We start from the raw sequence: 12,076 nt of genomic DNA, 5'->3' as shown, positions 1-12,076 counted from the left end.
TTGTCTCTGCGCTGGATATCGGAATGTCTGCGGCACCTTCGGCCGATTTCGGGGGGCGGGCAAGGCGTCGCTTTTCATAAAGCACGGGCTTTGCCGGGGCCGTATAAGGAATTCAGGGTTCCCATCACTTTGCTGCGGCCTATCAACTCGCGATAGACTATTTGCTAATAATCCGGCCATGGTCGCGGGGCTATGGTGTGGCCGGTAAACCGGAACGAGCCACATGACAGCACCCAATGATCGCGCCCGGTTCCTGATCATCGACGACCACCCGCTGTTTCGCGAGGCGCTGCACAGCGCCGTGCAGATGGCCTATCCGGAGGTCGACACGGTCGAGGCGCGCTCGATCGCCGAGGCGCTCGATCTGCTGGCCGACGCCAAGCCTTTCGACCTTGCGCTGCTCGATCTCTCAATGCCCGACGTGCACGGCTTCGAAGGGCTGCTGCAGCTTAGGACCCGCTATCCGCGCCTGCCGGTGGTGATCGTGTCCGGCTACGAGGAGCCGCGCATCATTTCCGAGGCCTTGTCCTATGGCGCTGCCGGCTTCATCCCGAAATCGGCGCGCAAAAGCGATCTGGCCGCCGCCATCCGCTCGGTGATGGACGGCGCCATCTATGTGCCGGAAACCTATGAAGGCCAGCCGGCGGACGCTGACAGCATCGACCGCGCCGACATGGTCCAGCGCTTGTCCAAGCTGACGCCGCAGCAACTGCGCGTGCTGCAAATGCTGCGCCAGGGCCTGCTCAACAAGCAGATCGCCTACGAGCTGCAGGTGGGCGAGACCACGGTCAAGGCGCATGTCTCGGAGATCCTGCGCAAGCTCAACGTCTACAGCCGCACGCAAGCGGTGATCGAGGTTTCGAAGCTGGACAATGCGGAGCTTTTCAGGGATCAGGCGGGGTTTTGATCTTTTACCCTCCCCCACGTGGGGAGGGTCGATCCGCGAAGCGGAGCGGGGTGGGAGAGCTTGGCGCCGCACCCCACCCCGGCGCTGCGCGCCGACCCTCCCCAAGGGAGGGTATGGAGCTAAGCCAGCAGATGCGCCAGCAGTGCGCGCAACTGCGCCGGTTTCAGCGGTTTGCGCATCAGTTCGATGCCGCCGGCGCGGGCGGCCTTGGCGACGGCTTCGGAACTGTCGGCGGTGACGATCAGCGCCGGCACGGCGCGGCCGAGATAGTCGCGGACTTCCGATATGGTGGCGGTGCCGAGATCGCCGCCGTCGAGATGCTGGTCGGCAATGATGATGTCTGGCACCCAGTCGGTGTCGCCGAGCAGGTCCAGCGCATCGTCGGTCGAGGTCGCGGACCGCACCAGGCACTGCCAGCGCTCGAGCAGGAAGGTCATGGCCTCCAGCACCTCGGCGTCGTTCTCGACCAGCAGCACCTTGGTGCCGAAAAGGCCGTAGCCGCGCGACCGTTCCAGGCTGGTGGCGCTGGCGATGGCGTCGGCCGGCGCGCCGATGCCGACAGGGACATCGATGTGGAAGATCGTGCCGCGCCCGACCTTTGATGAGAACGTCACGGGGTGGCCGAGCGCGCCGGCCATGCGGCGCACGATGGCGAGCCCCAGTCCAAGGCCGCCGCCGTCGAGCCCGGCATTGGCCGGCAAGGTGCCGCGATGGAATTCCTCGAACACCGCCTCGCGCTGGTCCTCGGGAATGCCGCAGCCGGTGTCGGCGACATCGATGCGGATCGTGTCGCCGCGATGCCTGGTGCCGACGAGCACGCCACCCGAGCGGGTATAGCCCAGCGCGTTGGACAGGATGTTCTGCAGGATGCGGCGCAGCAGCGTGCGGTCGGAGCGGACCACGGCATTGACCTGCCGGAATTTCAGCGACAACCCCTTGATTTCCGCGACCGGCTGGAAATCCGAGCGCAGCGACGAGAACAGCGCCTCCAGGCTGACATCGCCTATGTCGGGGTGCACCACGCCGGCATCGAGCTTGGAAATGTCGAGCAAGGTGCGCAGCAGGTCCTCCATCGTTTCCAGCGAGCGCTCGACCTGCCGCACCAGTTTCCTGCCTTCGTCGCTGGTCTGCACCTCGGCGAGCGCCGAGACGGACAGGTGAGCCGCGTTCAGCGGCTGCAGCACGTCATGGCTGGCGGCGGCGAGGAACCTCGTCTTGGACAGGTTCGCGAATTCGGCGTTCTCCTTGGCGGCGCTGAGGTCGATGTTGGACCGTTCCAGCCGCCGGAGCGTCGAGTGCAGTTCCTCGGTGCGCGTGCGCACCCGGTTTTCGAGTGAGATGGCGGTCTGGAACAGCGAGAAGGCATTGCCTTGCTGGTCCATCGAGCGCTCGACGCGGCTGACCAGGGCGGCGTTGATCTTCTTCAGCTTTTCTAGGTCGTTTATGTCCTTGAGTGGCATCGTGTCATTCTGCGGCCCTTATTCCGCCGCTTGCCGTTCGCCAAAGGCGATGCCGGTGAAGGTCTGGTTCAAATGCATCGACCGGTACTGCTCGCCATAGGTGCCGAAGCCGACGACATTGTTGACCCGGTAGAGTTCCGAAATGTCACGAAAGACCTGCCGGTTGCGCGCGTCGAGCCGGCGCAGCACGCAGTCGAAGCCGAGGATCAGGTCGATGCCGCCGAGCCTCTCCTCGACCTCGCGCAGGGCCGCGCGTGTCGATTCCACCATGTCCTTGGGCTGGGCGATCGACAGCACGACGCCGTCGTCGATGGCGCAGAAGAAAGACAGCGAGCCATCCGCGTGCATCTTCTGGATCGACCGGCAGTAGTATTCGCCGCCTACCTTCACCACCACCGGATGCGAGGCGAAGCTAAGCGGCGTCAGGGTCTGCGGCAGGATGCCGACTGAAGCGGCATATTCCTCAGCCGCGTTGGTGGCATTGAACTCGCGCACGATGCGGTGATCGGCATCGGACGCCGTTACCACCAGCTTTTCGTCGGTCGGAACGAAATTGTCGGTCTTGAAGACGTGGAACGGAATCTCGGTGGATATCAGCACGATGATGGCGCTGTCCGAGGTGACCCTGCCATTCGAGATCAGGCGCGTCGTCTCGAATTTCAGATCGTCGCCGGCTGAGCCGCCGAGCAGCGGGATGTCGTCAAGACCCCAGTGGATGGCCGAGCTGACCGCTTCCTCGGCATAGGACAGCCCATCGATGAAGCAGAGCGCGAAGGTGTTCCTGGTCCGCTCGCCGCCCACCCTGACGCGCAGCGCGCGCCGCAAGGCCTCGACCTCGCCCGTGATCCTGTCCATGCCCGACGAGGATAGATTGTCGACCATGGCGCTGACCGCGGTGAACGCCGCCGAGGGAAGCAGCATCGCCAGCATATGGCCCTCCTCAAGCCCCTGCGGCGTGATCTCGCMGGCGGTGGAGCAGCCGGCATGGTGGAGCCCCGGCGCATGCGCCGAGAGTGCCCGCGAGAGGGCGCCGGCCTCGACGAGGCTCTGGGAAAAGAACACGAGGGCAAAGCCGGCGTCGATTGCCGCAGCCTCGCTGGCCACCGCGCGAGCGAAAGCATCCAGGTCGGGCTCGTCCGTGGTCAGCGCCGACAAGCCGCAGGCGTAGCGCGTCCGTGAACTGGTCAGCGGCGTTCTCCCGCATTTCCTCCAACGCTGTTTTATACGCGGCTGTTTTTACAGGCTTCTGGCGCGCAGGCGTCGAAGGATATTGTTGCTTCCATTCGGCGGTTTGGCAATGGGGCGAGGGGAATGCACCTTCGTGCCTTGGCCATGACCGAAAGTACAATGATCCAGCTTTTCCGTCGCGCTGTTTTTTGCGCGTTGTGCGGTGTACGAATAGCGCATGGCCGAAGTGCCAGCGGCGCGTCGGCAGCGTGATGACCAAGGTTGATACCCAGGGAGGATTCATGTCGGACGTTTCGTTGATGGTGAACGGCAAGCGGGTCAGCGGGACCGCCGAGGACCGAACGCTGCTGGTTCACTTCCTGCGCGAGAATCTCGGCCTGACCGGCACGCATGTCGGCTGCGACACCTCGCAATGCGGGGCCTGCGTCGTCCATGTCGACGGCAAGGCGGTGAAGTCCTGCACCATGCTCGCGGTACAGGCGTCCGGCTCGAGCGTGGTGACGATCGAAGGTCTCGCCAACGGCGCCGATTTGCATCCCGTGCAGGCCGCCTTCAAGGAACATCACGGCCTGCAATGCGGCTTCTGCACGCCTGGCATGATCATGACGGCAACCGACATGATCAACCGCCATCCCGAAGGCCTCGACGAGGCGACGGTGCGGGCCGAGCTGGAAGGCAACATCTGCCGTTGCACCGGCTACCACAACATYGTCAAGGCGATCCTCGCCGCATCGAAGACGATGGCGAAGGGGACCAAGGGCAAGGCCAAGCAAGCAGCGTGAGATGAACAAGGCAGTAGGGCAGTAGGGCAGTAAGGCAGTAGGGAACCAGAAGAAAATTTCCCTACTGCCTTACTGCCCTACTCACCTACTCCCCTAAATTCGGGAGGAATTTCTGATGGGCATTGAAGGTGTTGGCGCTCGGGTCGCGCGCAAGGAAGACAAAAGGTTCATCACCGGCGCCGGCCGCTATGTCGACGACATGGTGGTTCCCGGCATGAAGCATGCGGCCTTCGTGCGCAGCCCGCACGCGCATGCGCAGATCAAGAAGATCGACGTGAAGAAGGCGCAAGCCATGCCCGGCGTCATCGGCGTGCTGACCGGCAAGGAGCTCAAGGCCGACGGCATCGGCAACCTGATCTGCGGCTGGATGATCCATTCCAAGGACGGCTCGCCGATGAAGATGGGCGCCTGGTCGCCGCTGGCCGTCGACAAGGTCCGCTATGTCGGCGACGCCGTCGTCGTCGTCGTTGCCGAGACCAAGGGCCAGGCCCGCGATGCGGCCGAGGCGGTCGAGATCACCTACAAGGAATTGAAGGCCGTCGTCGAAGCCACCAAGGCACTCGAAAAGGGCGCGCCGCAGATCCATGCCGAGGCCGAGAACAATCTGATCTTCGACTGGGAGATCGGCGACGCCAAGGCGACCGACGCGGCGATCAAGGCAGCGGCGCATGTCACCCGCATGAAGATCGTCAACAACCGGCTGGTGCCGAACGCCATGGAACCGCGCGCGGCGCTCGGCCATTACGACAAGGCCGAGGACCATTACACCTGCTGGACGACCTCGCAGAACCCGCATGTCGCGCGGCTGGTGATGAGCGCCTTCTACAATGTCGCGCCGGAAAACAAATTGCGCGTCATCGCGCCTGACGTCGGCGGCGGCTTCGGCTCCAAGATCTACATCTATCCCGAAGAGATCGTCTGCCTCTGGGCTTCCAAGAAAACCGGCGTGCCGGTCAAATGGGTCGCCGACCGCACCGAAAGCTTTCTCTCCGACGCGCATGGCCGCGACCATGTCTCGACGGTGGAAATGGCTTTCGACAAGAACAACAGGATCACCGGGCTGAAGGTCGACACGATCGCCAATCTCGGCGCCTACATGTCGCTGTTTTCGTCCTGCGTGCCGACCTACCTCTACGCGACGCTTCTGTCGGGCCAGTACGACATTGCGGCCATCCACGCCAATGTGCGCACGGTCTACACCAATACCGCGCCTGTCGATGCCTATCGCGGGGCAGGGCGGCCGGAGGCCACCTATCTCCTGGAACGCACGATGGAAGCGGCGGCGCGCGAGCTCGGCGTTTCCCCGGCTGAACTGCGGCGCAAGAACTTCATCACCTCCTTCCCGCACCAGACACCGGTGATCATGAACTATGACGCCGGCGACTATGGCGCCTCGCTCGATGCGGCCATGAAAGCTTCGGACTATGCCGGCTTTGCCAAGCGCAAGGCGGCGGCCGCCAAGAAGGGCCTGCTGCGCGGCATCGGCATGAGCTGCTACATCGAAGCCTGCGGCATCGCGCCGTCGGCGGCGGTCGGCTCGCTCGGCGCCGGCGTCGGCCTTTGGGAATCGGCCGAAGTGCGGGTCAACGCCGTCGGCACGATCGAGGTGCTGACCGGCTCGCACAGCCATGGCCAGGGCCACGAGACGACTTTCGCGCAGCTGGTCAATCAGCGTTTCGGCGTGCCGATCGATTCGGTTTCGATCGTCCATGGCGACACCGACAAGGTGCAGATGGGCATGGGCACCTACGGTTCGCGCTCGGGCGCGGTCGGCATGTCGGCGATATCAAAGGCGCTCGACAAGGTCGAGGCCAAGGCCAAGAAGATCGCCGCTCACCTGCTCGAAGCCGATGAGGGCGACATTGTCATCGAGAACGGTGCGCTGAAGGTCGCCGGCACCGACAAGAACGTGCCATGGTTCCAGGTGGCGCTCGCCGCCTACACCGCCCACAACCTGCCGGCAGGGATGGAGCCCGGGCTGAAAGAAACGGCCTTCTACGATCCGTCGAACTTCACCTTCCCGGCGGGCTGCTACATCTGCGAGGTCGAGATCGATCCGGAGACCGGAACGACCGAGATCGTCCAGTTCGTGGCCGCCGACGATTTCGGCAACATCATCAATCCGATGATCGTCGAGGGCCAGGTGCATGGCGGCATAGCGCAAGGCATCGGCCAGGCGCTGCTGGAAGGCGCTTATTACGATACCAGCGGACAGCTGCTGACGGCGAGCTACATGGACTACACCATGCCGCGCGCGGGCGATCTGCCGTCGTTCAAGGTCTCGACCTCGAACACGCCATGCCCGGGCAATCCGTTGGGGATCAAGGGCTGCGGCGAGGCCGGCGCCATCGGCTCGCCGCCGGCGGTGATCAACGCCATCACCGATGCCATCGGCATCGCCGATATCGCCATGCCCGCCTCGCCGCCCACCGTGTGGGCCGCGATCCGCGCCGCGAAGCACTGAAAAGCGAATAGGGAGTAGCGAATAGGGAAGAAAGGGCGGTGCGACAGGATGGTTCCTATTCGCTATTCGCTACTCCCTATTCGCTCTTTCCCCGAAGGGAGAAAGCCAATGTACGCAGTCAACTACCACCGTGCCGCCTCGGTCGCGGATGCCGCCAAGCTCGCGAAAAGCGGCGATACCAAGCTGCTCTCCGGCGGCATGACGCTCATACCCGCCATGAAGACGCGACTGGCGGCTCCTTCCGATCTCGTCGATCTGTCGCGCATCAAGGAGATGCAAGGCATCAAGGTGTCGGGAAAGACGGTCACCATCGGCGCGGCTACCACGCATTTCGACGTCTCCAACGACGAGAAGCTGCGCAAGGCCTGCCCGGCGCTTGCCCATCTGGCGTCGCTGATCGGTGATCCGGCGGTGCGCTACAAGGGCACGATCGGCGGTTCGATCGCCAACAACGATCCGGCGGCCGACTATCCGGCCGCACTTCTGGCCCTGGGCGCCACCATCGTCACCAACAAGCGCGAGATCTCGGCCGACAAGTTCTTCAAGGGCCTGTTCGAGACGGCCTTGAAGGATGGCGAGATCATCACGGCAGTTAGCTTCACGGCTCCGGCAAAGGCTGCATACGAAAAATTCCGCAACCCGGCTTCGCGCTATGCGATCGTCGGCGTGTTCGTGGCCAAGGGCAAGGACGGCGTCAGCGTCGCCGTCACCGGCGCCGGCGACGACGGCGTCTTCCGCTCGAAGGAGATCGAGGCAGCGCTGGCGAAGAATTTCGACGCCGCATCGCTCGCCGGCGTGAAAGTGCCGGCGAAGAACCTGATGAGCGACATCCACGCCTCCGCCGACTACCGCGCCAACCTGATCGCGGTCATGGCCAAGCGCGCGGTGGCTGCAGCCAACGCCTGACGCGGTTCATCGGTTTACGAGCCGTTGTGGACAAGGAAAGGGGCCTTCGCGGCCCCTTTTTCGTACGGGTCGATGTCCGCTGGGAGCTGCATCAGTGACAATCTCGCACTTGCACAAATTTATATTGCACTGCAGTATGGATCGGGGCGGGAATGCGAGCCGGGTTCGGATGTGTACCGCCGTGCCCTTTCGCATGCCAATGCGAAGGGATCGGAATGTCCGAAATTACCGCGACCCAGATGGTTCCGTCACGATCCGTCCTCGACAGATCGGCCAGGACAAGACTGGCCTATCTCGATGGCTGGCGCGGCCTGTCGATCGCACTGGTGCTGATCGGTCATTTTTTCCCGGTGCCCGGAATCAATCTTGGCGTGCTGGGCGTCGAATTCTTCTTCGTGCTCAGCGGCCGGCTGATGGCCGAAATCCTGTTCATCGAGCGCTACCCGCTGAAGAAGTTCTTCAAACGCCGTTTCTCGCGCATCTACCCCGCACTTCTGGTCTTCGTCGTCATTGCCATGATCGCGCTGTCCGGCACGTTCATCGCCTTCAAATGGAAGGCGGCGCTGACGGCGCTGACATTCACCTACAATTACGCCGGAATTCTCGTCACCCGCGCCGGGGCGCTCGACCATATCTGGTCGCTCTGTGTCGAGGAGCACGCCTACATCATACTGGCCTTGATCAGCGCGCTCGTCTCCAGCCGCAACCGCGTCATCCCCTTGCTGCTGACGCTGGCCCTGCTCGCCATGGCCAATGGCGCGGTGTCGTACTGGGTGTTCGAGCTGGACTACGAGGCCACTTACTGGCGCACCGATGTGCACATCGCCTCGATCCTGTTGTCGGCTTCGATCTGCCTGCTCAAGGCCGAGGGTCGGCTGCCGGCCTGGTTGAAGGGGCCCTATGTCGCTCTGGCGGCGGYGACCGCCGCGGTAATCCTGTTCATGGACCCTGTCCCGACGCCGATCCACTATCTTCTTGCGGTGCCGCTGCTGGCGCTGTCCGTTAATGCGCTCGACTTCAGCACCGCGATTTTTTCGAATTTGCTGTCGTCCTGGCCCATGGCGACGTTGGGCCTGTGGTCATACTCGCTCTATCTGTGGCAGCAGCCCTTCTACAAATTCGTCTATGAGCAAGGCATCAGCCCATGGCCGATGCTGGCCGCCGTCTTTGCCTGCGCGCTGTGCAGCTACTACCTTGTCGAGCGGCCGGCGCGTGAATGGCTGAACCGCAATTGGTGATTCAGGCCTCATCGCGCCGCGGCACTGTTGTTGCGAGCCTGAGATAACGCCGCAGGCCGGCTTCGCCGCGCGGCGTCGTCCAGCGGTGATTCCATGCGAAAGCCGGCCGCAGCAGCGGCGCCAGGAATTTGAGGATCGGCCTCTCGACCGTGACCTGCCAGGTCAATTGGACATGGGTGCCGCTGCCCGACGGCGACAGTTCAGCCCGCCACAGCCCGTCGAAATCGCCATAGGTTTTCACGACGACCAGCCGGCCGGGCTCGAGTTCGGCGGCTTCGATGATGAAATTCAACTCATAGGGCAGGGCGCCGCGCGCCCGTGCCCTTGCCCGTGAGCCGACCGATCGCTTGCCCTTGCCGTTGAGCGGCACCACTTCCTTGTAGACGTCGCCCCACCACAGCGGCAGCAGTTCGGCGTCGGAGAGCACATCCCACACTTGCTGCGGCGTGCCCTCGGGAATGTCCCAGCTTTCGTCGAAGCGGAAGACGTTGCTTGGCATCGCGGTTCCTCCATTTGGCGGAACGCTTATATTAGGATGATCTTGTTTATTCGGCCAGCAATCAGGCGACGATCTGCTTGACGTAGTAGCGCACTGCTTTCTTGCCGCCATGGATCACCGCGTGGCCGACCTCAGTGAAGCCCAGCGCGGCGTGGAAGGCGTCCGAGGCGGGGTTGGGCGGATCGGTGTTGACCTCGCAGGTGACCAGCGCGTGGCCGGCGCGCTCTGCATGTTCGAACAGGTCCTGATAGAGCCGGCGCGCATGGCCGCGGCCCCTTGCGTGCGCCGCCACGACGACGCGGTCGACATAGACGAAGCGTTCGTAGCGCTCGCAAAACCAGAGGAAATTCGGGCTGTCGTAGTTGGCGTCCTGGTCGAAGGTCATGATGAAGGCTTCGAGATCGCCGATGCGGCGCGCATAAAACGCCTCGCCAAGCAGGAACGACAGCCGTTCGGCTTCGAGCCAGGACAGTTCGGCGGCATGCTCGTTGTTGAGCGCCAGTATGTCCGCTTCGTCGCCTTGCGCTATGCGATCTATCGGAGAGCTCATGCCTTGGCCGCCGCGATCGTTGCCGCCACCAGCGATGTGTCGGTCAATGTGTTGCGGTATTCGCGATCAAGATCGGAGCCGCCCATGCCGACCTTGGGATTGCGGTAGTGCATGGCGCTCGGCACATCCTTCAGCGCGGCGAAGTGCATTTCGGCCAGCCCGGTCTTTTGGCGCACCTCGGCTATATTGCCGAGATCGAGCCCGCCGCAGCCGAGGATGATGATGCGGTCGTCGGCCTGCCGCACCAGATCGGCCAGCAAGGGCAAGCCTTCGATGGCGGTGTCGCGCTGGCCGCTGGTCAGCACGCGACCGACCTTGCAGCGGATCAGCGCTTCCAGCGCTTGCGTTGGATCGCGTGTCATGTCGAAGGCGCGGTGGCAGGTGACGTTCAGGGAGCCGGCGGCTTCCGTCAGTTCGCCCATGCGCTTCTCGTCGATGGTGCCGTCGGCGTTCAGGCAACCGAACACCAAGCCCGGCACGCCGAGATCGCGCAGTGCCGCGACGTCGGCGAGCATCGAGCGGTATTCGGTCTCGCTGTAGAGAAAGTCGCCGCCGCGCGGCCGCACCATGACATGGAACGGCACGGTTGCCTGGTCCAGCGCCGCGCGCACCGTGCCGAGGCTCGGCGTGATGCCGCCCTCGACCAGGCTGGCGCAGAGTTCCACCCGGTCAGCGCCGGCAGCCTGCGCGGCGAGCAGGCCATCGATGCCTTCGACACAGATTTCGATGAGGGGCAGGCGGGTTTGCGAGGTCAAGGGGCGATCCATTTCATGATGTTGCGCAAAGCCCTAGCACCCGGGCGGCCGGCGCGAAAGCGTGAGCGGCACACCGCCATGTGGACCAGGCGACATTTCCCGGCTTGACAGTCTTATAACTGCAGGGTTATGAGTAATTCATAGCTGAGCGGTTATGGATTTGCCGTCGGCAGTGAGGCGGGAGCCGAAATTCCATCTGCTGAAATCCGGAAGCACCGCTTCCGGGCTCGGCAAAACACGTCCTGACGAAACGCTTCAAAAGGAGAAAACCATGCAAGCCAGGCTCAAGAATCCCGTGATGCTCATCCCAGGCGCCCTGCAGGCGCTGATGGCGCTGGACAAGTCGACCGACGCCGCCGACGTGCCCTATCTGACGCGCAAGCTCGTTCATCTGCGGGCGAGCCAGATCAACAACTGCGCCGTCTGCGTCGACATGCATGCGCGCGAACTCAAGAAGGCCGGCGAGAAAGACGAGCGCATCTTTGCACTCGCCGCATGGCGCGAGACGCCTTACTTCACCGAAGCCGAACGTGCCGCCCTGGCGCTGGCCGAGGCCGGCACGAGGCTCGCCGACCGGCCGGACGCCGTGCCGGATGATGTCTGGGACGAAGCTGCCCGGCACTATGATGAAAAGGCGCTGGCCGCGCTGGTTGTCCAGATCGCCCTGATCAACGCCTTCAACCGGCTGAACGCGACGACACGGCAGATGGTCGGCACCTGGGGCTGAGCGCTGGTCCAGCGCCTGGGACAGGACGGCTATCCGCTGCGGCGCGGGAAGGCGGGCGGCGTATTGCCTCTCGCCTTTCGGCGCATCAGCGTGGCGCCTGGCGGCTACTGGCGCAATTCCGTGTTCTTCGCGCCTTCCTCGACCTGGTCGATGACCAGGAGCTTGACCGGGCCATCGCCGATATTGGTCGCCTGATGCCACTGCCCGATCATCTCGATGATGAAATCGCCCGTTTTGTAGGTGTTGCTGTTGCCGGTCTCGACATTGGTGACCTTCAGCGTTCCGGCCTCGACATAGGCGTAGCGCGGGAAGGGGTGTCGGTGCACCGGCAAGGTCGCGCCCACCGCTATGTCAAAGGTCGACACCAGAACCTGCACGTTCTTCTGCGGCAGCGTGATCGGCTGGCCGGAGGCGGTGGTGGTGCGCGATGCGAGCGGGGTGACGACGACAGGCGTGCTGCCGCTGTCGAGGGCCAGAGCGCAATTCGCGTAGAGTGCTGCCGCGGCCAGCAGAACCGAAACCAGGATTTTGCGCATGAGTCCTCCCTGAACCGACGCATCTATCGCGCGGCGGATATCCAAGCGCAAGCGGCGCGCGACA

Annotated in this window: 12 protein-coding genes; 6 read left to right on the top strand and 6 right to left on the bottom strand. The window is 63.6% G+C overall.

The genetic code is table 11. The annotated features are described in order from the left end of the window. The first annotated feature begins 223 nt into the window (after positions 1 to 223). Entirely contained in the window at positions 224 to 907 is a 684-nt protein-coding gene (locus tag AC1DPX_RS09115) for a response regulator (RefSeq protein ID WP_477236038.1), read from the top strand. Between the two features lie 119 nt (positions 908 to 1,026). On the opposite strand, the gene AC1DPX_RS09110 is transcribed toward AC1DPX_RS09115, so the two are convergent. Together AC1DPX_RS09110 and AC1DPX_RS09105 are read right to left on the bottom strand one after the other, a co-directional pair. Further along, complete coding sequence (locus AC1DPX_RS09110; RefSeq protein WP_477236036.1) at positions 1,027 to 2,367, bottom strand: hybrid sensor histidine kinase/response regulator; 1,341 nt, start codon at positions 2,365 to 2,367, stop codon at positions 1,027 to 1,029. A gap of 18 nt (positions 2,368 to 2,385) precedes the next feature. Next, positions 2,386 to 3,522, bottom strand: a complete 1,137-nt coding sequence (locus AC1DPX_RS09105) for an FIST N-terminal domain-containing protein (RefSeq protein ID WP_477236034.1) — start codon at positions 3,520 to 3,522, stop codon at positions 2,386 to 2,388. A 314-nt stretch (positions 3,523 to 3,836) separates the two neighbouring features. Here AC1DPX_RS09105 and AC1DPX_RS09100 point away from each other — a divergent pair, with 314 nt between their 5' ends. The 4 genes from AC1DPX_RS09100 (at position 3,837) to AC1DPX_RS09085 (ending at position 8,945) form a co-directional block, all read left to right on the top strand. Next, on the top strand, positions 3,837 to 4,337 hold the full coding sequence (locus AC1DPX_RS09100; RefSeq protein ID WP_477236032.1) for a (2Fe-2S)-binding protein: 501 nt from the start codon (positions 3,837 to 3,839) through the stop codon (positions 4,335 to 4,337). Between the two features lie 115 nt (positions 4,338 to 4,452). Next, positions 4,453 to 6,801 carry a xanthine dehydrogenase family protein molybdopterin-binding subunit gene (locus AC1DPX_RS09095; protein ID WP_477236030.1) on the top strand — a complete coding sequence of 783 codons (2,349 nt, stop codon included), beginning with the start codon at positions 4,453 to 4,455 and terminating at the stop codon, positions 6,799 to 6,801. A gap of 108 nt (positions 6,802 to 6,909) precedes the next feature. Further along, positions 6,910 to 7,707, top strand: coding sequence for an FAD binding domain-containing protein (locus AC1DPX_RS09090; RefSeq protein WP_477236028.1), 798 nt, complete (start codon positions 6,910 to 6,912; stop codon positions 7,705 to 7,707). A gap of 215 nt (positions 7,708 to 7,922) precedes the next feature. Continuing rightward, on the top strand, positions 7,923 to 8,945 hold the full coding sequence (locus tag AC1DPX_RS09085) for an acyltransferase family protein (RefSeq protein WP_477236026.1): 1,023 nt from the start codon (positions 7,923 to 7,925) through the stop codon (positions 8,943 to 8,945). A gap of 1 nt (position 8,946) precedes the next feature. Here AC1DPX_RS09085 and AC1DPX_RS09080 read toward each other — a convergent pair whose 3' ends face one another. The 3 genes from AC1DPX_RS09080 to AC1DPX_RS09070 form a co-directional block, all read right to left on the bottom strand. Then, the gene (locus AC1DPX_RS09080; protein ID WP_477236024.1) at positions 8,947 to 9,444 is read right to left on the bottom strand and encodes an SRPBCC family protein; all 498 of its coding nucleotides are present in this window, start codon (positions 9,442 to 9,444) and stop codon (positions 8,947 to 8,949) included. Between the two features lie 61 nt (positions 9,445 to 9,505). Beyond that, positions 9,506 to 9,994, bottom strand: a complete 489-nt coding sequence (locus AC1DPX_RS09075; RefSeq protein ID WP_477236022.1) for a GNAT family N-acetyltransferase — start codon at positions 9,992 to 9,994, stop codon at positions 9,506 to 9,508. Then, positions 9,991 to 10,761 carry a copper homeostasis protein CutC gene (locus tag AC1DPX_RS09070; protein WP_202354052.1) on the bottom strand — a complete coding sequence of 257 codons (771 nt, stop codon included), beginning with the start codon at positions 10,759 to 10,761 and terminating at the stop codon, positions 9,991 to 9,993. The genes AC1DPX_RS09075 and AC1DPX_RS09070 overlap by 4 nt, the downstream gene beginning before the upstream one ends. 259 nt (positions 10,762 to 11,020) lie before the next feature. Here AC1DPX_RS09070 and AC1DPX_RS09065 point away from each other — a divergent pair, with 259 nt between their 5' ends. Continuing rightward, positions 11,021 to 11,476: a carboxymuconolactone decarboxylase family protein gene (locus tag AC1DPX_RS09065; RefSeq protein ID WP_202354053.1), complete on the top strand. Its 456-nt coding sequence runs from the start codon at positions 11,021 to 11,023 to the stop codon at positions 11,474 to 11,476. Between the two features lie 104 nt (positions 11,477 to 11,580). Here the strand turns inward: AC1DPX_RS09065 and AC1DPX_RS09060 are convergent, their stop codons facing one another. Beyond that, positions 11,581 to 12,012, bottom strand: a complete 432-nt coding sequence (locus tag AC1DPX_RS09060) for a cupin domain-containing protein (RefSeq protein WP_202354054.1) — start codon at positions 12,010 to 12,012, stop codon at positions 11,581 to 11,583. Positions 12,013 to 12,076: the final 64 nt, after the last annotated feature.

This window comes from Mesorhizobium sp. 01N446 (genome assembly GCF_056399285.1).
Note: the sequence above shows the minus strand (reverse complement) of the source record. Positions and strands in the feature narration are given on the sequence as shown.

Coding starts and splice junctions, on each gene's coding strand:
- AC1DPX_RS09110 (WP_477236036.1), bottom strand. CDS start 2,367: ATGCCACTCAAGGACATAAACGACCTAGAAAAGCTGAAGAAGATCAAC.
- AC1DPX_RS09095 (WP_477236030.1), top strand. CDS start 4,453: ATGGGCATTGAAGGTGTTGGCGCTCGGGTCGCGCGCAAGGAAGACAAA.
- AC1DPX_RS09065 (WP_202354053.1), top strand. CDS start 11,021: ATGCAAGCCAGGCTCAAGAATCCCGTGATGCTCATCCCAGGCGCCCTG.
- AC1DPX_RS09115 (WP_477236038.1), top strand. CDS start 224: ATGACAGCACCCAATGATCGCGCCCGGTTCCTGATCATCGACGACCAC.
- AC1DPX_RS09090 (WP_477236028.1), top strand. CDS start 6,910: ATGTACGCAGTCAACTACCACCGTGCCGCCTCGGTCGCGGATGCCGCC.
- AC1DPX_RS09080 (WP_477236024.1), bottom strand. CDS start 9,444: ATGCCAAGCAACGTCTTCCGCTTCGACGAAAGCTGGGACATTCCCGAG.
- AC1DPX_RS09075 (WP_477236022.1), bottom strand. CDS start 9,994: ATGAGCTCTCCGATAGATCGCATAGCGCAAGGCGACGAAGCGGACATA.
- AC1DPX_RS09070 (WP_202354052.1), bottom strand. CDS start 10,761: ATGGATCGCCCCTTGACCTCGCAAACCCGCCTGCCCCTCATCGAAATC.
- AC1DPX_RS09060 (WP_202354054.1), bottom strand. CDS start 12,012: ATGCGCAAAATCCTGGTTTCGGTTCTGCTGGCCGCGGCAGCACTCTAC.